Annotated in this window: 17 protein-coding genes; 10 read left to right on the top strand and 7 right to left on the bottom strand. The window is 64.8% G+C overall.

Translation table 11 applies throughout. The features are described from left to right. Positions 1-71 precede the first annotated feature (71 nt). From FJ977_RS07420 to FJ977_RS07430, 3 genes are all read left to right on the top strand, one after another. Positions 72-2,246, top strand: coding sequence for an alpha-ketoacid dehydrogenase subunit alpha/beta (locus FJ977_RS07420; RefSeq protein WP_140770032.1), 2,175 nt, complete (start codon positions 72-74; stop codon positions 2,244-2,246). Positions 2,247-2,348: 102 nt separating this feature from the next. Then, entirely contained in the window at positions 2,349-3,893 is a 1,545-nt protein-coding gene (locus FJ977_RS07425) for an ABC transporter substrate-binding protein (protein ID WP_246682958.1), read from the top strand. A gap of 106 nt (positions 3,894-3,999) precedes the next feature. Then, a complete protein-coding gene (locus FJ977_RS07430) occupies positions 4,000-5,247 on the top strand; it encodes an aminotransferase class III-fold pyridoxal phosphate-dependent enzyme (protein ID WP_246682849.1) in 1,248 nt (415 codons plus the stop codon). Positions 5,248-5,281: 34 nt separating this feature from the next. Here the strand turns inward: FJ977_RS07430 and FJ977_RS07435 are convergent, their stop codons facing one another. After that, positions 5,282-6,019 carry a GntR family transcriptional regulator gene (locus FJ977_RS07435; protein WP_065005413.1) on the bottom strand — a complete coding sequence of 246 codons (738 nt, stop codon included), beginning with the start codon at positions 6,017-6,019 and terminating at the stop codon, positions 5,282-5,284. Positions 6,020-6,135: 116 nt separating this feature from the next. On the opposite strand from FJ977_RS07435, the gene otnK reads away from it, so the two are divergent. Together otnK and FJ977_RS07445 are read left to right on the top strand one after the other, a co-directional pair. After that, positions 6,136-7,512, top strand: coding sequence for a 3-oxo-tetronate kinase (gene otnK, locus FJ977_RS07440; RefSeq protein WP_140770036.1), 1,377 nt, complete (start codon positions 6,136-6,138; stop codon positions 7,510-7,512). Continuing rightward, entirely contained in the window at positions 7,512-8,150 is a 639-nt protein-coding gene (locus FJ977_RS07445) for a class II aldolase/adducin family protein (protein WP_140771339.1), read from the top strand. Before otnK ends, FJ977_RS07445 begins: the two co-directional genes overlap by 1 nt. A gap of 72 nt (positions 8,151-8,222) precedes the next feature. Here the strand turns inward: FJ977_RS07445 and FJ977_RS07450 are convergent, their stop codons facing one another. From FJ977_RS07450 to FJ977_RS07475, 6 genes are read right to left on the bottom strand one after another with little or no spacing between them, the layout of a single operon-like run. Continuing rightward, positions 8,223-9,659: an NAD-dependent succinate-semialdehyde dehydrogenase gene (locus FJ977_RS07450; RefSeq protein WP_140770038.1), complete on the bottom strand. Its 1,437-nt coding sequence runs from the start codon at positions 9,657-9,659 to the stop codon at positions 8,223-8,225. A gap of 18 nt (positions 9,660-9,677) precedes the next feature. After that, a complete protein-coding gene (locus FJ977_RS07455; RefSeq protein ID WP_140770040.1) occupies positions 9,678-10,949 on the bottom strand; it encodes a CaiB/BaiF CoA-transferase family protein in 1,272 nt (423 codons plus the stop codon). A 40-nt stretch (positions 10,950-10,989) separates the two neighbouring features. Beyond that, positions 10,990-12,027, bottom strand: a complete 1,038-nt coding sequence (locus FJ977_RS07460) for an oligopeptide/dipeptide ABC transporter ATP-binding protein (RefSeq protein WP_140770042.1) — start codon at positions 12,025-12,027, stop codon at positions 10,990-10,992. Continuing rightward, on the bottom strand, positions 12,024-13,100 hold the full coding sequence (locus FJ977_RS07465) for an ABC transporter ATP-binding protein (protein ID WP_140770044.1): 1,077 nt from the start codon (positions 13,098-13,100) through the stop codon (positions 12,024-12,026). The genes FJ977_RS07460 and FJ977_RS07465 overlap by 4 nt, the downstream gene beginning before the upstream one ends. Positions 13,101-13,103: 3 nt before the next feature. Further along, positions 13,104-13,946 (bottom strand): ABC transporter permease, encoded by an 843-nt coding sequence (locus FJ977_RS07470; protein WP_140770046.1) that lies wholly within the window; start codon positions 13,944-13,946, stop codon positions 13,104-13,106. Next, on the bottom strand, positions 13,946-14,959 hold the full coding sequence (locus FJ977_RS07475; protein WP_140770048.1) for an ABC transporter permease: 1,014 nt from the start codon (positions 14,957-14,959) through the stop codon (positions 13,946-13,948). The genes FJ977_RS07470 and FJ977_RS07475 overlap by 1 nt, the downstream gene beginning before the upstream one ends. Before the next feature lie 185 nt (positions 14,960-15,144). On the opposite strand from FJ977_RS07475, the gene FJ977_RS07480 reads away from it, so the two are divergent. The 5 genes from FJ977_RS07480 to FJ977_RS07500 all read left to right on the top strand — a co-directional run bounded on the left by FJ977_RS07480 (position 15,145) and on the right by FJ977_RS07500 (position 21,218). Then, positions 15,145-15,954: an IclR family transcriptional regulator gene (locus FJ977_RS07480; protein ID WP_140770050.1), complete on the top strand. Its 810-nt coding sequence runs from the start codon at positions 15,145-15,147 to the stop codon at positions 15,952-15,954. Positions 15,955-16,061: 107 nt separating this feature from the next. Continuing rightward, positions 16,062-16,808: an SDR family NAD(P)-dependent oxidoreductase gene (locus FJ977_RS07485; protein ID WP_140770052.1), complete on the top strand. Its 747-nt coding sequence runs from the start codon at positions 16,062-16,064 to the stop codon at positions 16,806-16,808. A 109-nt stretch (positions 16,809-16,917) separates the two neighbouring features. Next, positions 16,918-18,357 carry a glycosyl hydrolase gene (locus FJ977_RS07490; RefSeq protein WP_246682852.1) on the top strand — a complete coding sequence of 480 codons (1,440 nt, stop codon included), beginning with the start codon at positions 16,918-16,920 and terminating at the stop codon, positions 18,355-18,357. Next, the gene (locus FJ977_RS07495; RefSeq protein WP_140770056.1) at positions 18,350-19,699 is read left to right on the top strand and encodes a glucoamylase family protein; all 1,350 of its coding nucleotides are present in this window, start codon (positions 18,350-18,352) and stop codon (positions 19,697-19,699) included. The genes FJ977_RS07490 and FJ977_RS07495 overlap by 8 nt, the downstream gene beginning before the upstream one ends. Next, entirely contained in the window at positions 19,689-21,218 is a 1,530-nt protein-coding gene (locus FJ977_RS07500) for a mercuric reductase (protein WP_140770058.1), read from the top strand. Before FJ977_RS07495 ends, FJ977_RS07500 begins: the two co-directional genes overlap by 11 nt. Positions 21,219-21,312: the final 94 nt, after the last annotated feature.

The following is a 21,312-nucleotide window of genomic DNA, read 5'->3' on the forward strand; positions in this document are numbered from 1 at the left end:
GAGAAAATAGCCTGACACAATCGACTGAGATAATATTTGATATATCATCTACCGAAACGGAACTAGCATAAATGGTTCAGCAGACAGCGATCCAGCCATCGGCGCCTTGGTTGCGGCTCGACGTCGACGAGTCCGACTGGAACGCCGCCGAGGTGTCGAACCTCGTGCGCTGGTATCACCAGATGCTGCTCATCCGCCGTTTCGAGGAAAAGGTGCTCGACCTTGCCAATGCCGGACTGGTGCATGGGCCCGCGCACGCCAGTATAGGACAGGAGGCGACGGCCGTCGGCGCCATGTCGATGCTTGGCACCGGCGACCGCATAAACGGTACGCATCGCGCACACCATCAGGTGCTGGCCAAGCTCGTCAACGCGCAAACACCGGCTGGCTTCAACCCGCTGCACGACGCTTTCAGTGCGGACATGCAGGGGTCCGTGCGGGGCCTGATGGCCGAGATCATGGGGCTCAACGCGGGTTACTGCGGCGGCCGCGGCGGCTCGATGCATATGCGCGACGATGCTTCCGGCATTCCCGGCACCAGCGCCATCATCGGCGGCAACCTGCCGCATGCGGCGGGCTATGCGCTGGCCGACAAGCTGCTTGGCACCGGCAACATTTCGGTCGCCTTCTTCGGCGACGGAACAATGATGGCCGGACCGGCCTATGAGGCGATGAACATCGCCGCGCTCTACCGGCTGCCGGTGATCTTCTTCGCCGAGAACAATTTTTACGCCGTCTCCACCCATGTCAACGAACAGACGCGCGAGACGCGGCTGGCGTCACGTGGTCCGATGCTGGGCTTTCGCGGCATCGAATGCGACGGCATGGACGTGGTGGCGGTCCATCACGCCATGCGCGAGGCGCGCCGGGCCATCGAGGAAGACGGCGGGCCGGTCCTGGTCGAGGCGCTCTGCTACCGTTTCCTGCACCAGAGCGGCGCGCGGCCGGGCAGCGAATTCGGCTATCGCACACGCGCCGAGGAGGACGTCTGGAAGGCGCGCGACCCGCTCACGACGATGGCCGCGCGGCTGAAGACGATGGGCATCCTCAATGCCTCCGACCTCGCTACGCTCGACCAGCGCGTCGTGGAGGTGGTCAATACCGCCGCCGACTCGCTGACCGAAATGAGCGGCAACGCGTTGCGCATTCCCGACCATCTGTGGCCAAGCCCTGACGAAGTCGACAACCAGATCCGCGGCGACCTTTCGGAACTCAAGGACGAACGCTTCCTGGAGATCGAGGATGTGCCGCCGGCCGAGACCAGGCCGGTCAAGTTCATGGTTGCCGCATCGGAAGTGATCGCGCGCGCCATGGAGCAGGACCCGCGCATCATCATCATGGGCGAGGATGTGCACCGGCTGCGCGGCGGCGTCTCCGGCGCCACCAAGGGAGCGCTGGAGCGCTGGCCGGAGCGCGTGCTGGCGATGCCGATCGCCGAGAACGGTTTCGTCGGCGTGGCGCTGGGCGCGGCCCTGTGCGGCCTGCGGCCGATCGTCGAGATCATGTTCGGCGACTTCTGCCTGGTCGCCGCCGACCAGCTTTTCAATGCGGTCAGCAAGGTGCGGCACATGTTCGGCGGCGGCTTCCCGGTGCCGATCGTGGTCAGGGTGCGCGTCTCGCCGCACACCGGCTACGGCTCGCAGCATTCGGGTGACCCGTCCGGCCTGTTCGCACTCTATCCCGGTTGGCGCATCGTCGCGCCGACGACGCCCTTCGACTATGTCGGCCTGATGAATTCGGCGCTGAAATGCGACGACCCGGTCGTCGTCATCGAGCATGTCGAACTGTTCCCGAGCGAGGGCCCCATTCCGACCGATGACCGAGACTATTGCGTGCGGCTCGGCAAGGCGAAAATCGTCAGGCCAGGCAGCGCCTGCACTTTGCTCACCTCGGCCAGCATGGTGTCCGTGGCCAGGCAGGTGGCCGAGGAGACCGGCGTCGATGCCGAGATCATCGACCTGCGCAGCCTCGACCCGACCGGGCTCGACTGGAAGCTGGTGGAAGCCTCCATCCGCAAGACCAACCGCGTCGCCATCGTCGAGCAGGTACAGCGCGGGCTGGCGCTCGGCGGACGGCTGACACAGGAGATTCAGGACCGCGTGTTCGACTATCTCGACCACGAGGTCCTGCATGTGACGGGCAGCCTTTCGGCTCCCGTCGTATCGGCCCCGCTCAACCGGGCCGCACTGGGCGGCGCTGACAAGCTCAAGGCCGCTCTTCGATCCCTCACCGGCGTGAGCGGGTAGAGCTGATGCATTGCCACAAAGATCCGACAAGAAAATGGGAGAACTGACATGAACATCCTACCGAGAACCAAGACCAGGGCGACGATGCTGGCGGCCGTGCTTATGGCCACCAGCGCCTTCTGGGCTCCGTCGACCTTCGCTCAGGACGAGAAACCGCTGGTCATCGCGCGCAACATCGACCTCAACTCGCTCGATCCGCACCGCGCCTTCTGCGATACCTGCCAGATCTACAATTCCAGCGTCTATGAATCGCTGCTGACGCTGGACAAGGACAACAAGCTGGTCCCACTCTTGGCTTCCAAGTGGGAAGGCAATGCCGACCAGACCAGCTTCACCTTCACGCTCGACCCGGCCGCCAAATTCTCGGACGGTTCGCCGGTCGAAGCCAAGGACGTGAAATGGTCGTGGGAGCGGCTGAAGAACCTCAAGGGCAGCGCCTCGTTCCTGATGGACAATGTCGCCTCGATCGAGACGCCGGACGCACATACCGTCGTCGTCAAGATGGTCGCGCCGAGCTCGGAATTCCTGAATATCGCGGCGGCGCCCTATACGGCTGTCGTCAACAGCAAGGTTGCTTCCGAGGCCGGCGCCAAGGCCGGTGCGGACGCCTCGACCACGGACAATGCCGAGGCCTGGTTCCTGGCGCATTCGGCCGGCAGCGCGCCGTTCGTGCTGAAATCCTATGAGCCCAACTCGGAAGTGCGCCTGGTGCGCAACGACAAGTACTGGCGCAAGGCGCCGGCACTGAGCGAAGTCGTCATCCGCCAGACCAAGGACGCGGTGGCGCAGGCGCAGATGCTGCAGAGCGGCACCGCCGACATCGCCATGCAGATCGACCCGGATACCGCCAAGACGATGACGGGCAGCGACGTCAAGATCGAGACCGTGCCGTCCTACAACTTCATCTATGTCGCGCTGTCGCCCGGCGCCAAGGCCAACAAGGTGCCCTTGACGCCCGAGGTGCGCGAGGCGATCTCGCTTGCGCTCGACCGTCCGAGCATCCTCGACTTCACCATCGGCTCCGAGGGTCAGCTGATCAGTGCACCGATCCCGCTCGGCTTCCCCGGCGGCTCGGGCTTCGAGGCACAGCCCTATGATCTCGACAAGGCAAAGGACCTGTTGGCCAAGGCCGGCCACGCCGACGGCTTCGAGATGGAAGCGGCGTTCCCGGGCATGAACGTCTATGGCGTCGACCTGTCGCTCCTGATGCAGAAGGTCCAGCAGGACCTGGCCAAGGTCAACATCAAGCTCGATCTGCAGCCGATCCCCTTCGCCAACTGGCGCGAACGCATCAATGGCGACGGCATCCCGATGACCGCGGTGTTCTACGCGCCGGACTATTACGGCACCTCGCAGTACATCGAGTATTTCGCCATGACCAAGGGCAGCCCGTGGGCGCGGCGCGCCGGCGCGGAACGCGAGCCTTCGGTGCTCAACCCGAAGGAGTCCGAGCTCTACAAGGCGGCGCTCGCCGCGAGCGGCGACGAGGCCGCCAAGCTCTGGCATCAAGCCGGCGAGGAGATGATCAAGGACAGGGTCATCCTGCCGCTGGTCAGCCCGAACCTGATCCTGGCCTACAAGTCCGACGTCAAGGGCGTGCGCTACAGCGCCTGCTGTAACCTGCCGCTGGCCGAACTCAGCCACTGAGCGAAAAGATGACGGGGAGGCGCAAGACCGCCTTCCCGTTTCTGCCCCTCTGGAAGATCGCAAAATCCTATTCTTCCAGTATTCAAAACTAATATATGATATATCAATGAGCGGAGACCTCGCCATGCCTTCCCTGATCAACTCCAAGGACCAGATGCTGCGAGAGCGCGCGGCCTCGGTCATTCCGGGCGGCATGTGGGGGCACATGTCCACGCGCTATCTCGGCTCCGCCTATCCGCAATTCTTCGAGCGCGCCGACGGCTGCAGGGTCTGGGATGTCGATGGGCGCGAATACATCGACCTGATGTGCAGCTGGGGTCCCAACATCCTTGGCCATCACCATCGCGCGGTCGAGGAAGCGGCGGCGCGGCAGCGAAGCCTGGGTGACGCCATGAACGGCCCGGGCGAAGTGCTGGTCGAACTCGCCGAACTGCTGGTCAAGACCGTGGCGCATGCCGACTGGGCGATGCTGCAGAAGAACGGTACCGACGCCACCACGGCCTGCGTGACCATAGCGCGCGCCGGCACCGGCCGGCGCAAGGTGCTGGTGGCGCGCGGCTCCTATCACGGCGCGGTGCCGTGGTGCACGCCCTCGCTCGCCGGCGTCACCGCCGAGGATCGAGCCCATCTGATCCATTTCGACTACAATGACGTTGCCAGCCTGGAAGCCGCCGTCGAGCAGGCCGGCAATGATCTTGCCGCTGTCGTCGTCACCGCCTTCCGGCACGACGTCGCCCGCGACCAGGAACTGCCGACCGCCGCCTTTGCCAGGCGCGCGCGGGAACTCACCACGGCCGCCGACGCGGCGCTGATCGTCGATGATGTCAGGGCCGGGTTCCGCATCGATCTCGCCGGCAGCTGGGAGCCCCTCGGTGTGCGGCCGGACCTTTCCGCCTTCTCGAAGGCTATCGCCAATGGCTATCCGCTGGCCGCCATCACCGGCACGGACCGGTTCCGCGAGGCCGCGACAAAAGTCTATGTGACGGGCTCGTTCTGGTATGGCGCCGTTGCCATGGCCGCGGCGATCGCCACCATCAAGACGCTGCGCGACACCAATGCGATCGCCAGCATGAATGCCGCCGGTGAGCGGTTGCGCTCCGGCCTCGACGCGGCCGCCAGGAAGCATGGCCTTTCGCTTCGCCAGACCGGGCCAATGTCGATGCCGATGGTGCTGTTCGACGGCGATGCCGAGTTCAGGAAGGCCGATGCCTTCTGTTCGGCCGCCTTGCGCGAAGGCGCCTATTTCCATCCCCGGCACAACATGTTCCTGAGCGCCGCGCACACCGCCGGGGACGTCGACCTTGCGCTTCAGGCCGCCGATGCTGGCATGGCCGCGGCTGCGCAGGTGGCGTGAGCCGGTGCCGATGCGTTTGGGGGGAAAGGATCGCTCAGCCGGCCGCCGAGACCAGGCGGCCGTTCTGCGCGGCGCGGCGCAGTTCCTCCGGCGTGACCGAACCGTCGTTCAGCCTTTCCAGAACCTTGACCAGCAGCCGGCCGCCTTCGATCATGTCCTGCTGGATGCCCTTGCGCACACCGTTCTCGTCACGCGCCCGCAGCGCGTCGAGTATGTCGAGATGACGGTGGCGGCCGTCATAGGTCGGCCTGGCATTCGGGTACTGGTAGTTGACCAGCGGGCCGTTGCGCAGCCAGATGCCCTCGATGATGGCGAGCAGCTCCGGCATGCCCGCGGCCTGGTAGATCGAGTGGTGGAATTCCCAGTTGTCGCGGACGGCCTCGAACCAGCGGCCATTGTCCTCGTCGTCGATCAGCCTCTCATGCACCGCCGTCAGGCGGTCGATCTCGCGCGGTTCGATGCGCGTCGTCGCCGCGGCACCGGCCATGCCTTCGAGATGCAGGCGAATGCTGCGCAGCTCCAGATATTGGGCGAGCGACAGCTGGGCGACGGTGATCGACCGGCCCGCCTCCATCTCCAGGCCCTTTTCACGGACCAGTTGCATCAACGCCTCGCGCACCGGCGTTTCGGAAACCTGAAGACTGGCGGCGAGGTCGCGGATCTTGAAGCGATGGCCGGGCCAGAAGCGGCCTTCCATCATGGCGCGGCGCAGCTCTTCGTAGACGCGTGTCGTCAGATTGTCGCGCGCGATCGGCGCGATGGAAGCAGTCACATCCAGTCTCCGTCCTTGCAGGGGCGCAGGCGTCGCCTGAGTCGAGCGGGCTGTGTATATGATATCACAAGCCGCCTGACCATCGACGTCGGACACGCAAAAATGAGACGAAGCGCATGACCGCGTCGACGCCTTCCCTGTTGTTCGGCGCCATTGCCGACGATCTGACCGGTGGCACCGAACTGGCGTCGATGCTGGTGGCCAGGGGCATTCCGACCGGCTGTACGGTCGGGCTCGAAGCGGCGATCCCATCGGGCAATCTTGCCCATGTGATCCTGTTGAAAACCCGCGTCATCGCCGCCGGCGAGGCGGTACGCCAGGTGCTCGAGGCCGCCGACCGGCTGGCCGAAGCGGGCGCGCGGCAGATCTTCTTCAAATATTGCGCCACCTTCGATTCCACGCCCGCCGGCAATATCGGCCCCTGCGCGGAAGCGCTGCTCGAACGGCTGGGCGGCGGCGCGACGCTGTTCACGCCGGCGTTGTGCGAGACCGGCCGCACCGTCTACCAGGGGCATATGTTCGGCGGTGCGCAATTGCTGGCCGAGTCGCCCAAGCGCTTCGATCCGCTGACGCCGATGACGGATTCCAACCTGGTCCTCGTGCTGCAGGCGCAAAGCAGGGGCAGAGCCGGGCTGGTCCCCTGGCTCACCATCGATGCCGGCCCGGAAGCCATCCGCGAAGCCGTGCGGGAGAAAAGCGCGCGCGGGGAGACGCTGCTGGTCACCGACACGCTGCGCGAGCGCGACCTGGCGGCGATCGCGCAAGCCGCCTTCGACCTGCCGCTGATGACCGGCAACTCCTCGGTCGTGGCGCATCTGCCGCCAGCCTGGATGGCACACGGGCTGCTGAACCGAGACGATCTCGTTGCGGCCAGCCTGCCGGCAGTCAATGGTCCGGCAGCGGTACTGGCCGGCAGTGTCGCCGATCGCACCATCGAACAGCTCGAACGCTTCGCGCAAAACAATCCGGTGCTGACGATCGATCTCGCCGAGGCCTTTGGCGGCAAGGACGTCGTCGCGGAAGCGCGCGCCTTTGCAGGTCGGCATCTGCCCGGTGCGATGATCGCGATTGCCACAACCGCACCGCAAGCGATGGTCGAGACGTTGCAGCAGGCGCATGGCCGCGACGCGGTGGCGGCGCGGGCGGAAGAGATACTGGCCGGGATTGCGCAAATCCTGGTGCGCGATTTCGGCGTGCGGCGGCTGGTCGTTGCCGGCGGCGAGACGGCCGGCTCCGTGGTCAAGGCGCTCGGCATCAGCCGGATCGCCATGGGCGCCTATGAAGGCCCCGGCCTGTCACGGGCCATCGCCGACGTCCCCGGCCTGCCCGACGATCCGCTGGCGATGATGCTGAAATCCGGGAAGCTCGGCGGCCCCGACATCTTCGCCGATGTGTTGCAGGACATGACGCGGGCCACCACCATCGCGCCCGCGATCGACGCATGGCCACCGGCAAAGCCAACCATCGAGCCAAGGACTGGAAAGACTTCGTGATGAATACCGAAACCGCACGCGCCAAACTGATCGCCGCGACCGAGACGCTGGACGCCAGCGGGATGAATGTCGGCACCACGGGCAATATCAGCGTGCGCACGGCAAGCGGCATGCTGATCACGCCGACGGGAATTGCCACGAGCGCGCTGCGGCCCGAGCAGATGGTGGCGATGCGGCTCGACGGATCCTGGGACGGCGCCTTCAAGCCGTCGAGCGAATGGGAGATGCATGCCGAGATCTACAAGGCGTTTCCCGAGGCCGGCGCCGTGGTGCACGCCCATCCCGACCATTGCGTAGCGCTGTCCTGCCTGCGCGAAGGACTGCCGCTGTTCCACTACATGGTGGCGGGTTTCGGCGGCGACGATGTGCGCTGCTCGGACTATGCGCTGTTTGCGTCAAGCGAACTGGCCAAGGTGGCTGTCGTGGCGCTCAAGGACCGCAATGCCTGCCTGCTCGCCAATCACGGCATGATCGCCTTCGCCAGCGATCTCGACACGGCGCTGATCCGCACCATCAAGCTTGAAACCCTGGCACGGCAATATCTGCTCGCACGCGGCGCCGGCACGCCGGTGCTGATCGAGGGCGGCGAGCTTGCCGCCATTCGTGGGCGCTACAAGACCTACGGCCAGCAGAAGTAACCGGTCAGGTCAGTCTCTTCGGCTCAACGCAATTCCGGACGGCAAACCGTTTCACACTTTTCCTGGAATTGCTCAGTCGACCTGCAGGTGCGAGACGAACTTCGAGTTCAGATAGCTCTCCAGCGCGTCGGCGCCGCCTTCGGTGCCGTTGCCGGAATCGTTGATGCCGCCGAACGGAACCTCCGGCAGCGCCAGGCCATAATGGTTGATCGACACCATGCCGCTGGCGATCCCCGACGACATCTTCGCGGCACTCGCCGCCGAGCGGGTGAAGCCATAGGCGGCGAGCCCGTAGTTCAGCCGGTTGGCTTCGGCCAGAGCCTCGTCCAGCCCGCTCACCGGCGTCATCAGCGCCAGCGGGCCGAACGGCTCCTCGTTCATGGCGCGGGCGTCGGTGCCTACATTCGACAGGATGGTCGGCTCGAAGAAATAGCCTGAATTGCCGATGCGTTTGCCGCCGGTGACGAACTCTGCGCCTTTCTGCACGGCGTCGTGGACCAGTTCTTCCATCGCCTGGACGCGGCGAGGATTGGCGAGCGGGCCCATGGTCGTGCCTTCGGCGAGGCCGTCGCCGACCTTGATCCGGCTTGTCGCCTCGGCGAAGCGGCCGACGAAATCATCATAGACGGCGTGATCGACGAGGAAGCGCGTCGGCGCGACGCAGATCTGGCCGGCATTGCGGAATTTCGACGCCACCATCGCGCGCGCGGCGCGGTCGAGGTCGGCGTCGGGCAGGACGATGACCGGCGCGTGACCGCCCAATTCCATCGTCGCGCGTTTCATGTGCAGGCCGGCGAGCGACGCCAGTTGCTTGCCGACAGGCGTCGAACCGGTGAAGGAGATCTTGCGGATCACCGGATGTGGAATGAGATAGGCGGAGATTTCCGACGGCGTGCCGTAGACGAGGTTCAAGACACCGTCGGGCAGGCCGGCATCGACAAAGGCGCGTACCAGTTCGGCGGGCGAAGCCGGCGTTTCTTCCGGTCCCTTGATGATGATCGAGCAACCGGCGGCAAGAGCGGCGGACAATTTGCGCACCGCCTGGTTGAGCGGGAAATTCCACGGCGTGAAGGCAGCCACCGGGCCGACAGGTTCCTTGACCACCGACTGGCTTACCCCCTCAAGCCGCGCCGGCACGATGCGGCCATAGGCGCGGCGCGCTTCCTCGGCGAACCAGTCGATGATGTCGGCGGCGGCGAACGCCTCCATGCGCGATTCGGCAATCGGCTTGCCTTGCTCCAGTGTCATCAGCGTGGCGACATGTTCGTTGCGCTCGCGCAGGATGTTGGCGGCCTTGCGCATCAGCTTGGAGCGGTCGAAAGGCGAGACGCGCCGCCAGGCGTCGAACCCCTTCGCCGCGGCGGCGAGCGCTTCGTCGAGATCGTCGATGCCTGCATGGGCGAGCGAACCGAGTTCGGCCTCCGTCGCCGGATTGATCACGGGCATTGTGCTGCCGTCGCGAGCGGGGCGCCACGAGCCGTCTATGTGGAGATGGACGTCAGGATACATGGCGGGCTCCGTGAAAGGTCAGGCGGGAACAGGTTCGGCGGCGGGCGTGTAGATGCCGATGGCACCGGAGCCGGCCAGTTGGTCGATGGTCTCGGGGCTGTAGCCGAGGATGTCGGTCAGCACAGAGGCTGTGTTCTGGCCGAGCATCGGCGGTGCCGTGAAGTCGGCGGTCAGCTGGGCGGCCAGCCCCTGCGCCGGGCGCACCATGGCGACGGAACCCAGATGCGGATGCGGCAAGGTCTGGACGAGGCCGCGCTCGCGGACATTGGGGCTGTCGAAAACCTCTGGTATCGACTTCACTGTGCCGGCTGGCACACTGGCCGCGGCACAGGCCGCCATCCAATGGTCGCGCGGTTTGGTCCTGAAGACCTTCGCCAATTCGGGGATCAGCGCTTCGCGATTGGTGGCACGCGCCCCCGCCTTGATGAAGCGCTGATCTTTTGCCAGGTGCGGCAAGCCGACGACCTTTTCGCACAGCGCGGCGAATTGCTTGTCATTGCCGACCGCCAACGCAAAGCCGCCATCGGAGGCTTCGAATATCTGGTAGGGCACAACAGTCGGATGCGCGTTGCCGTAGCGGGCGACCTCGCGGCCGGTGTTGAGGTAGCCGCTGCCGACATTGATGAGCAGGCTGAGCGCACAGTCGATCAGCGACAGGTCGAGGAACTGTCCCTTGCCGGTGGTGGTGCGTTCATAGAGGGCAGCCAGGATCGACTGCGTCGCGACCATGCCGCAGACGATGTCGGTGATGGCGACGCCGACGCGCATCGGCTCGCCGTCGCTCTCGCCGGTGATGGCCATCAGGCCGCTTTCGGCCTGCATGACGAAATCATAGCCGGGCCGGCCGGCGTCGGGCCCGGTCTGGCCATAGCCGGAGATCGAGCAGTAGATCAGGCGCGGATTGGACGCGCTGAGTTCCTGGAAGCCGACGCCAAGACGGTCCGCCGTACCGGAGCGGAAATTCTCCACGACGATGTCGGCCTTGGCCGCCAGTTCGCGTACGATCGCCAGGCCTTCCGGGCTTTTCATGTCGAGCGCGATGCTCTGTTTGCCGCGATTGGCGCAGAGATAGTAGGTCGAGACGCCCTTGTAGCTCGGCACCGACCAGGCGCGGGTGTCGTCGCCGCCATCGATGTTCTCGATCTTCCAGACCTCGGCGCCGAGATCGGCAAGGCTCATCGTTGCCCATGGACCGGCGAGCACGCGCGAGAGGTCGAGCACCTTTATGCCTTCGAGCGGCAGGCGCGGACGGCTTGCCTTGCCGGCATCCTTGGAGTGGTCTTCAGTCACGATCAAAATCCTTTGCGGCGGCGGCTGGCCTTGCGGCCCGTCAGACAGCCTTGAAGGCGTTGACGGGTTCCGGAAAATGGCAGGCGACGCGGTGCCTTTCGCCTGATGGTCCGAGCGGCGGTTCGACGGACGCGCAAATCGCCTGCGCCTTGAAGCAGCGTGTGCGGAAGCGGCAGCCCGATGGCGGATTGAGTGGGCTCGGCACGTCGCCCGACAGCACGATCCGCTCACGCTTGCGTTCCTTCTCGGGATTGGCGAGCGGCACGGCCGACAGAAGCGCCTGTGTGTAGGGATGCAGTGCTCTTGAATAGAGTTCGGCCGCCGGCGCGATCTCGACGATCTTGCCTAGATACATCACGGCGACATGATGCGAGATATGGCGCACGACCGAAAGATCGTGGGCGATGAATAAATAGGACGTGCCGAAGGATTGCTGGATGTCCTTCAGCAAGTTGAGCACGCCGGCCTGCACCGAAACATCGAGCGCCGAGACAGGCTCGTCGAGGATCACCACCTGCGGGTTGAGCGCGAGCGCGCGGGCGATGACGACACGCTGGCGCTGGCCGCCGGAGAGCTCATGCGGATAGCGACGGCCGTGCTCGGGATTGAGCCGCACCAGTTCGAGCAGCTCGGCGACGCGCCCGCGGCGGTCGGCCTTCGACATGTCGCTCATGCGCAGCGGCTCGGCGATGTTGTCGGCGATGCGCATGCGCGGATGCAGCGAGCCGTACGGATCCTGGAAGACGAGCTGGATGTAGCGCCGCATCAGGCGCATGTCCTCGTGGTTCAGCGCCAGAAGATTCTGGCCGCGGAACCAGCTTTCGCCGCTGGTCGGCTCGATCAGCCGCATCAGGCAGCGTCCGAGCGTCGACTTGCCGCAACCGGATTCGCCGACCAGGCCCAGCGTCTCGCCCGGTGCCACATCGAAGGAGACGTCGGCGACGGCCCGCACATGGGCAATTGCGCGGTCGAAGACGAGGCCGCCGCGAACCGGGAAGTCCTTGACCAGATGGCGAACCGACAGCGCAGGCGCTGTGTCCGATGCCGCGTCGGTCTTGTGTTCGGCCACTGCGCTCATGGGGTCACGCTTCCAGTCTCCAGGCCAGCCGCCGCCGGCGAGACGCCGTGGAAGGGCGGCAAGGTGGTCGCGAAATGGCAGGCCGAGAAGCGGCCGCCAATATCGTGCAGCGGCGGATCCTCGATCCGGCAGCGCGCCTCGGCATGGATGCAGCGCGGATGGAAGGCGCAGCCGCCCGGCAGACGGCCGAGCGCCGGCGGTGAGCCATCGATCGAAAACAGCCGCTCGCGGCTTTCCTCCAGATTGGGGATCGAGGCGATCAGGCCGCGCGTGTAGGGGTGGCGCGGATCGGCGAACAGCTCCGACACATCAGCCTGCTCGACGACACGGCCGGAATAGACCACCGCGACCCGGTCGGCATGGCCGGCGACGACGCCGAGGTCATGGGTGATCAGCACCAGGCCGAGGCCGAGCCGCTCCTGCAGCGAACGCAGTACCGTCAGGATCTGCGCCTGCACGGTCACGTCGAGCGCCGTGGTCGGCTCGTCGGCGATCAACAGATCAGGATCGTTGGCCACCGCCATGGCGATGACCGCACGCTGGCGCATGCCGCCGGAGAATTCATGCGGGTACTGGCTGACCCGGCGCTCGGGCTGCGGGATCGCCACAAGATTGAGCAACTCGACCGCGCGCGCCATGGCCTGCTTGTGGGTCAGGCGCTGATGCAGCCTGACCGCCTCGGCGATCTGGGCGCCGACCGTCATGACAGGATTGAGCGAGGACAGCGGATCCTGGAAGATCATGGCGATGCGCGCGCCCCTGATCTTGCGCATTTCGCGCGCCGGCTTGCCGACCAGTTCTTCTCCCTTGAACCGGACAGAGCCGGTCACGACCGCGTTCTTCGAGGTCAGGCCGAGAGCGGCAAGCATGCCGACCGATTTGCCCGAGCCGGACTCGCCGACGATGCCGACGACCTCGCCCTTGGCGACGTCGAGGTCGATGCCGCGCACGGCCTCGAACTGGTTGCCCGCCTTGCGGAATCCGACCCGCAGACCGCGAATGGACAGCAGCGGCTCGCGCTCACCCGCCTTGCCGGCCGCGCCGGAACGCGCTGAATATAGCTGTGCGCTCATCGTCTAGTCCGACCTTGGATCGAGAATGTCGCGCAGGCCGTCGCCGATGAAGTTGAAGCCGAGCACGATGGTGAGGATGGCGACCCCGGGGCCGAAGGCGATCCACCACTGATAGAAATGGACGGCGCCGTCGGAGATCATCGAGCCCCATTCGGGCGTTGGCGGCGTGGCGCCAAGGCCGATGAAGGAGAGCGATGCGGCAAGCAGCACGACCTGGCCGAGGTCCATGGTCGCGCTGATCAGCACCGGCGTCCAACAGAGCGGCAATATGTGCTTGAAGAGGACGCGGCTTGGCCGAGCACCCGCGGCGATCGCCGCCTCGACATGCTCGCGCTCCTTCACTTCCAGCACCTGCGCACGCATCAGGCGGGCGTAGACCGGCCACCAGACCAGCACCATGGCGATGGCCGCATTGCCGAGGCCCGGCCCGAGCGAGGCCGCGACGGCCATGGCAAGCAGCATCGGCGGGAAGGACAGAGTGACGTCGACCAGCCGCATGATCGCCGCGCCCGTCAGACCGCCGACGAAGCCGGAAATGGCGCCGAGCAGCGAGCCGATGACCACGGCGGAGACGACGACCAGAACCGCGATCGGCAGCGAATGCGCCGCCCCGTGCAAGGTGCGGGCCAGCACGTCGCGGCCGAGCGCATCGGTGCCCAGCCAGTGCGCCCAGCTCGGCGGCTGCAGGCGGCGCGCGACCATTTCAAGCGGATCGAACTGCACCACCAGATTGGCGAACACGGTCATGAACAGCCAGAACAGGATGACGACCGTGCCGATGACCAGCGGTGCGGTCAGCCATTCGGGAATGCCGGCGGAGCGTGATTTGGTGACGACGGCCGACATCAGCTCAACCTCACCCGCGGATTAGCCACGACATAGAGGATGTCGGTGACGAGGTTGGTGACCAGGAAGGCGAGGCCGCCGACAATGGTGACGCCGATGATGGCCGGGAAGTCGAGCGCGCGGGCCGCCTCCACGGCATAGGAACCCATGCCGGGCCAGGAAAAGATGGTCTCGGTCAGCACCGCGCCGGTGATCAGATAGGCGAAGGAATAGCCGATGACGGTCAAGGTCGGCACCATGGTGTTGCGCAGCGCATGCACGATGACGACACGGAATTCGCTTGCGCCCTTGGCGCGTGCGGTAAGCACGAATTCGCGGCTCATCACATCGAGCATGTTGGCGCGCACCAGCCGCGAGATGGTTCCAGACACCGTCCAGCCGAGCACGAAAGCCGGCAAAAGCAGATGCCACACAGCGTCCTTGAAGACGGTGAGGTCGCCGGCCAGCAGCGAATCGATGGTCAGGAATCCGGTGACGCCGGGCGGCAGCGGCAGCCGGGCATCGAGCCGGCCAGGCCCCGGCAGCCAGTTGAGCATGACCGAGAAGATGAACAGCAGGCCAAGGCCGGACCAGAACACCGGCAGCGAGGAGCCGAACAGAGCGAACAGCCGCGCGCCGTGATCGATCAGGCTGTTGCCGAAATAGGCGGCCAGCACGCCAAGCGCGATGCCGAGCGTGGTGCCGAAGATCATGGCGGCGAAGACCAGCTCCAGCGTTGCCGGCAGGCGATAGAGAATATCAGTGCCGACATTGCGCTTGGTGATGAAGGATGTGCCGAGGTCGCCGCTCAGCAGATTGCCGAGATATATCATATAGCGCTCGGGCAGAGGACGATCCAAACCCCAGCGCGCCTTGGCGGCGGCGACCACTTCGGGATTGCTCATCTGCTGTTCGGCGACGATTGCCGTCAGCGGATCGCCCTTGGTCACCGTGGTGATCAGAAAAGCGATGGTGACGATGCCAAGCACCAGGAACGGCATCGCGATAAGCCGGCGCAAAATATAGCGGGACACGTGGCTACCTTCACAAGGACGGGCTTCGTAAGATGGCACAAGGCGCTGGAAGATACCATCGAGGGGCATATTGACAGGCTGCAAAAGCGGCTGTCAATATAAATGGAATTTAATTTCATTTTTGACTGCACAGCGCCGGCGAGACCGGCCCGACAGGTGGGCACTCCGCCAGAAAGACCGCCAGCGTGCGCAAGCGAGCGACCCGGGACGAGACGGAAGTCGATGGCGAAGGCGCGCAGCTTTCGACGTCACTGGTGCGGGGGCTCGGCATCCTGCGCGCCTTCCGGCCAGGCGACGCCTCGCTTGGCAACCAGGACATCATCGCGCGCACCGGACTGCCCAAGGCCACGGTTTCGCGCATCACCTACACACTCAGCGCACTCGGCTATCTGCTCTATGACAAGGAGCTCGGCCGTTACAGCCTGGGCCCGGCGACCGTGGCGCTCGGCTATTCGGCGCTGAGCTCCAGCGCCGTCGTCCACATCGCAAGGCCGCTGATGCAGCCGCTGGCCGACTTGACCGGCGCGGCGGTGGCGATCGGCACGCGCGACAGCCTCAACATGGTCTATCTTGCCAACTGCCGGTCGGAGAGCCTGGTCACGCTGCGGCTCAATCCGGGCTCCTATCTGCCGATCTGGAAGACCTCGATGGGGCTGGCCTATGCGGCGGGACTTCTGCCCGAGGAGCGGACCAGCCTGGTACGGGCGCTGCAGGAGGCCGAGCCCGACAAGGCAGCGATGATCGCCACGGCGATCGAGGAGGCGATCGCCCAGTACGCCCAGCTTGGCTACGTGACCTCGTTCGGCGCCTGGCACAGCTACATCCACGCGGTCGGCGTGCCGTTTCGTCCGCGAGACGGCTCGCCGCTGGTCGCCATCACTTGCGGCGGCATCGGCGAGATCATCACCGAGCAACGCGCGCATGCCGAAATCGGACCGGCACTGGTGGCGATGGTGGAAGCGTTGCGCCGAGAGCTCGAGGGAAATTCGGCCTAATCGGCATTGGCCCAGAGAATGGGGCTCCATGACGGCTTGAACTTGCCCGGCCGTGACATCACAGTCGCTGCGGCCGATCAAGCCAGTTGCGGACAAGGGAGAAGCAAATGAACTTCGCGGGGCGCTTCGACGGTCGGACGGCTGTCATCACCGGTGGCGCCTCGGGCATCGGCCTGGCGGTCGCGCAAAGGATCGTCGCGGAAGGTGGACGCGCCAGCGTCTGGGACCGCGATCCGGCCCAGATCGAACAGGCGAAGACCATCATCCCTGGCCTGCATGGTGTTGCCGTCGACGTCGCCGATGCCACCGGCGTTGAAGGCGCCGCCGCACGCACCATCGAGGCCCTTGGCGGTGTCGACATCCTGGTCACCAGCGCGGCCATTACCGGGCCGAACATGACGACCTGGGCCTATTCGGCCGAGGATTGGCAGAGGGTCATCGACATCAACATCAATGGCGTCTTCTACTGCAACAAGGCGCTGGTGCCGCACATGCTCGAGCGCAAGTATGGCCGCATCGTCAACATCGCCTCGATCGCCGGCAAGGAAGGCAATCCCAATGCCTCCGCCTACAGCACTTCCAAGGCGGCGGTGATCGGCCTGACCAAGTCGCTCGGCAAGGAACTGGCCAAGACCAAGGTGACGGTGAATTGCGTGACGCCGGCGGCCGTGCGCACCGCGATCTTCAAGCAGATGAGCCAGGAACACATCGACTTCATGCTGTCCAAGATACCGATGGCGCGCTTCGGCGAGGTCGAGGAGGTGGCGGCACTGATCTGCTGGATCGCCTCGGAGGAGTGCTCGTTCACGACGGCCGCCGTGTTCGACGTTTCCGGCGGCCGCGCCACCTATTGACGACAACTACAAATCCGCGTGAGCAGGCAACGAATGCGGTCTGGCCGGCGTATAGTCGGCAATGCAGAGCATACGACAGGCAGACATTCCCTCGGACAATTCCAAAGACGTGACCTTTCGCTGCGATCTCGGCGTCCAGGGCGAGGACTTCCCGCATTTTTGGGAACATACCGTCGGCAGCGGCCACGCGACGCTGGCTTTGCGCGCCGACTGGCAGGCGCAGATGCAGCGGGCGCATGACGAACTCGGCTTTCGCCATGTTCGTTTTCATGGGCTGCTCGATGACGACATGGGTACGCTCATCGACCAGGACGACCAGCCGCTCTATTCGTTCTTCAATGCCGACCAGATTTTCGATTTCCTGCTATCGATCGGCATGCGGCCCTTCGTCGAGTTGAGTTTCATGCCGACAATGCTGTCATCCTCCGGGCAGATCATTTTTCATTACCGCGCCAATGTCAGCGTGCCGAAGGACTACGACCAATGGTCGACACTGATCTCGAGGCTCGTCGCCCATTGGGTCGATCGCTACGGCCTGCACGAGATAAGACAATGGTTCTTCGAGGTCTGGAATGAGCCCAATCTCGAGGCGTTCGGCAGTGGCAAGCAGGAGGACTATTTCAAGCTGTATGCCTACACGGCAAAGGCGATCAAATCCGTCGACATGCAGTTGCAGGTCGGCGGACCGGCCACCGCCGCCAATGCCTGGATCGATGAGTTTGTCACCTATTGCAGCCAGAACAACCTTCCGACTGACTTCATCAGCACGCATCACTATCCAACCGATGCCTTCGGCAAGCCTGGCGACGACACCGAAACTCAGCTTTCGGAAAGCACGCGAAGTGTGTTGCGGGAGGAGGCGCGGACCGCGCGGCAGCAGGCTGGTGACCGTCCGCTCTACTACACCGAATGGTGCACGTCTTCGAACCCGCGCGACCCCATGCATGACGAGCCGTATGCCGCCGCCTTCATCGTCAAGACGGTGATGGAGGCGAGAGGACTGGTCGAGGGCTACAGCTACTGGACCTTTTCGGATATTTTCGAGGAGAACTATTTCCCCTCCGTGCCCTTCCATGGCGGCTTTGGCCTGATGAACCTTCACGGAATCGCCAAACCGGCTTACCGTGCCTTCGAAATGCTGCACGGACTTGGAACGGAAATCCTGCCCGTGGACGGGAGCCACCCAACCGTGGACAGCTGGTGTATCCGCAACGGGAATTCGCTGACCGTGCTGATTTCCAATTTCGCCTTGCCGCGACATCCGGTCACCGACGAGACGGTCCATATCGAACTCAAGAATGCGCCGCGGCCCGCCGCCGCGATTATCCAACGGATCGGCGCCGGAAATGCCGACGCCAAGGCGGTGTGGGAGACGATGGGAAAGCCTGATTATCTGAGCCCCGCAATGGTCGAACAACTGCATGCGGCTTCGGCAATGCCGGAGCAGAAACAATCGGTCGCCTGGAGCGATCGCACCCTGGGATTCGATGTCACCGTTCCACCGCTGGGTGTGGCGGGCATCAGGCTGGAGTTCGCATCGCTTGCCTAAAGCAGATCCTGCCGCATTGTCCGATGAAGAGCTTCTGGACCGCTACCAGCGCGCCGCCTTCGGCTATTTCCTGGAGAATGTGAACTCCGACAACGGTTTGGTCGCCGATACGTCGCGGCCGAACTCGCCGGCCAGCATCGCCGTCGTCGGTTTCGCCCTGTCCTGTTATCCGATCGGCGTCGAGCGCGGCTGGATGTCGCGCACGGAGGCAGTGGAGCTGACGCTCGCGGCGCTGCGTTTCTTCTCGGCCAGCCCGCAAGGCGGCGGTGACGACGTCACCGGCCATAAGGGTTTCTACTACCATTTTCTCGACATGCGGACCGGGTTGCGCGTCTGGCGCTGCGAATTGTCGATGGTGGACACCGCCCTGCTGATGGCCGGTATCCTGGTGGCCGGCGCCTATTTCTCCGGCGAGAACGAACAGGAAGCCGAAATCCGGCACCTGGCCGAAGCGCTCTACCGACGCGTCGACTGGCGGTGGGCGCAAGGCAGCAGTCCGACCTTGCGGCAAGGCTGGAAGCCGAAGAGCGGTTTTCTGCATTATGGCTGGGAGGGCTACAACGAGGCGACCATCCTCTATGTGCTGTCGATGGCCGCGCCGGACAACCCAACCTCCGACGACAGCTACGAGGCCTGGACGGCGACCTACCAGTGGGAGAACATCTACGGCCATGACGTGCTCTATGGCGGGCCGTTGTTCATGCACCAGTTCTCGCACGCCTGGATCGATTTCGCCGGCATCCGCGACGCCTTCATGCGCGAGAAGAACTCCGACTATTTCGAAAACAGCCGCCGCTCGACCTACCTCCATCGGGACTATGCGCGCCACAACCCCTATGGCTTCGACGGCTACGGCGAGAACCTTTGGGGCCTCTCGGCGGGAGACGGGCCCGGCGGTTTTCGCGCCAGTGTCGAGCGACGGAGACACCGGTTTTCCGGCTATGCGGCGCGCGGCGCTCCCTTCGGGCCGGATGATGGTACGATCTCGCCCTGGTCCTATCCGGCATCGCTGCCTTTTGCTCCCGACATCTGCATGGCAGCAATGCGCCATCTCGGCGAGCATTATCCCGAGGTGATCGAGAATTTCCGGCTGCCGAGCGGATTCAACCCGACCTTGGCCAACCGGCGAAAATTCGGCCGCAACGGCTGGGTGTCGGAAGGCCATTACGGGCTGGACCAGGGCATCGTGGTGATGATGATCGAGAACCACCGCTCGCGCCTGATCTGGGAGCTGATGCGGTCCAATCCGCACATTCGCCGCGGCCTGGGAAAAGCAGGCTTCACCGGCGGCTGGCTGGCGCGGCCGGCAGGCTCCACTTCAGGGGCTTATGATGCCGCGTGAACGGACAAAGGCCGCCAGCTTCCCGGTCGACCGCAACGACGTCGAACTGATCCGGGGCGCGCATCCGCCGCGCTGGAAGAACCCTACCCCCGACGGTCTCTACAATCTCGTCATCATCGGCGCCGGCCCGGCGGGGCTGACCGCGGCGCGTGACGCGGCAAGCCTCGGCGCGAAAGTCGCGCTGATCGAGCGCGGGCTGATCGGCGGTGCGTGCGTCAATGTCGGCGGCGTCCCGTCAAAGTCGATCATCCGCACGGCGAGGCTCTATGCGGACATGCGTGATGCCGAGAATTTCGGTGGCGACACGCCGGAGCGTCTTCAGGTCGACTTCGAGCGGGCCATGACGCGGATGCGGCAGATCCGGCAGCGGATAAGCAGCGCCGAATCGGCCGCGGCCATCGCGGCCGAAGGCATCGACCTCTATTTCGGCGAAGCCCGCTTTGCCGGACCGGACACGGTGGTGGTCGCGGACAAGACGCTGCCTTTCAAGAAGGCATTGGTCGCGACAGGCGCGCATCCGAGCGTGCCGGCGATTCCAGGGCTCGCCGAGGCCGGTTATCTCGACAATGAGAGCATGTTCAACCTCACGCAACGTCCTGAGCGGCTGCTGGTTATCGGCGGCGGGCCGCTTGGCTGCGAGACGGCGCAGGCCTTCTGCCTGCTCGGCGCGAAGGTGATCCTGGCGCAGAGCGATCCGATGTTCCTGCCCGGCGAGGAACGAGACGCCGCGCAGATCCTGTCGGACGCGCTGGCGCGCGAGGGGATCGAGGTTCGCCTGAACACAGAAGTGGTGGCGGTGCGGGCGGAGGGCGGCAAGAAGCTCGCCGATCTGATGCGGGATGGCGACACGACGACGATTTCCGTCGACGAGATCATCACCGGCGTCGGCCGTTCGCCCAATGTCGAAGGTCTCGGCCTGGCAGACGCCGGGGTGGCGTATGACGCCAGCGGCATCAAGGTGGACGATCACTTGAGAACCACGAACCCGCACATCTACGCGGCGGGCGATGTGTGCCTCGAATACAAGTTCACCCATACAGCCGAAGCGACGGCGCGTATTGTCGTGCGCAATGCGCTGTTTCGCGGGCGCGAGAGGCTCAGCGAACTCGTCGTTCCCTGGTGCACCTATACCGATCCGGAAATCGCCCATGTCGGTCTCTATCCGATCGAGGCGCGCCGCAACGGCATTCCGGTCAAGACCTATACGGTGCTGATGCATGACGTCGCCCGTGCCGTGATGGACGGCGAGGAGGAGGGGTTCGTCAAGATCCATGTCAGGGAGGGGTCCGACCGTATCCTGGGAGCGACTGTCGTCGCCAGCCATGCCGGCGAGATGATCAACGCAGTGACGCTCGCCATCAGGTCGGGCATGGGATTGCACGCCCTGGCCGACGTCATTCATCCCTTCCCGACTCAGGCACAAGGTATCAAGATGGCGGGCGATGCTTACAGGCGGACCCGGTTCACCTCCTTGCGCAGGCGCCTGACGGTGCGCTGGCTGGCTTGGTCCAGGCGATGAACCTCGCGGCCACCGAGGGCTCGGGGCTGAAGTATTCAGAAATATACAGTGCTTGACGAGAGCCTTGTTCAGCTAAACAAGGTGGCATCGATGC

Origin of the sequence: Mesorhizobium sp. B2-1-3A, from assembly GCF_006442655.1 — a bacterium.
In the GTDB taxonomy this organism is placed as follows: Bacteria; Pseudomonadota; Alphaproteobacteria; order Rhizobiales; family Rhizobiaceae; genus Mesorhizobium.

Bases quoted from the DNA above. Each gene is read 5' to 3' on its own strand.
- FJ977_RS07445 (WP_140771339.1), top strand. From the start codon at position 7,512: ATGAATACCGAAACCGCACGCGCCAAACTGATCGCCGCGACCGAGACG.
- otnK (WP_140770036.1), top strand. From the start codon at position 6,136: ATGACCGCGTCGACGCCTTCCCTGTTGTTCGGCGCCATTGCCGACGAT.
- FJ977_RS07450 (WP_140770038.1), bottom strand. From the start codon at position 9,659: ATGTATCCTGACGTCCATCTCCACATAGACGGCTCGTGGCGCCCCGCT.
- FJ977_RS07430 (WP_246682849.1), top strand. From the start codon at position 4,000: ATGAGCGGAGACCTCGCCATGCCTTCCCTGATCAACTCCAAGGACCAG.
- FJ977_RS07465 (WP_140770044.1), bottom strand. From the start codon at position 13,100: ATGAGCGCACAGCTATATTCAGCGCGTTCCGGCGCGGCCGGCAAGGCG.
- FJ977_RS07460 (WP_140770042.1), bottom strand. From the start codon at position 12,027: ATGAGCGCAGTGGCCGAACACAAGACCGACGCGGCATCGGACACAGCG.
- FJ977_RS07485 (WP_140770052.1), top strand. From the start codon at position 16,062: ATGAACTTCGCGGGGCGCTTCGACGGTCGGACGGCTGTCATCACCGGT.
- FJ977_RS07500 (WP_140770058.1), top strand. From the start codon at position 19,689: ATGCCGCGTGAACGGACAAAGGCCGCCAGCTTCCCGGTCGACCGCAAC.
- FJ977_RS07420 (WP_140770032.1), top strand. From the start codon at position 72: ATGGTTCAGCAGACAGCGATCCAGCCATCGGCGCCTTGGTTGCGGCTC.
- FJ977_RS07470 (WP_140770046.1), bottom strand. From the start codon at position 13,946: ATGTCGGCCGTCGTCACCAAATCACGCTCCGCCGGCATTCCCGAATGG.
- FJ977_RS07425 (WP_246682958.1), top strand. From the start codon at position 2,349: ATGGCCACCAGCGCCTTCTGGGCTCCGTCGACCTTCGCTCAGGACGAG.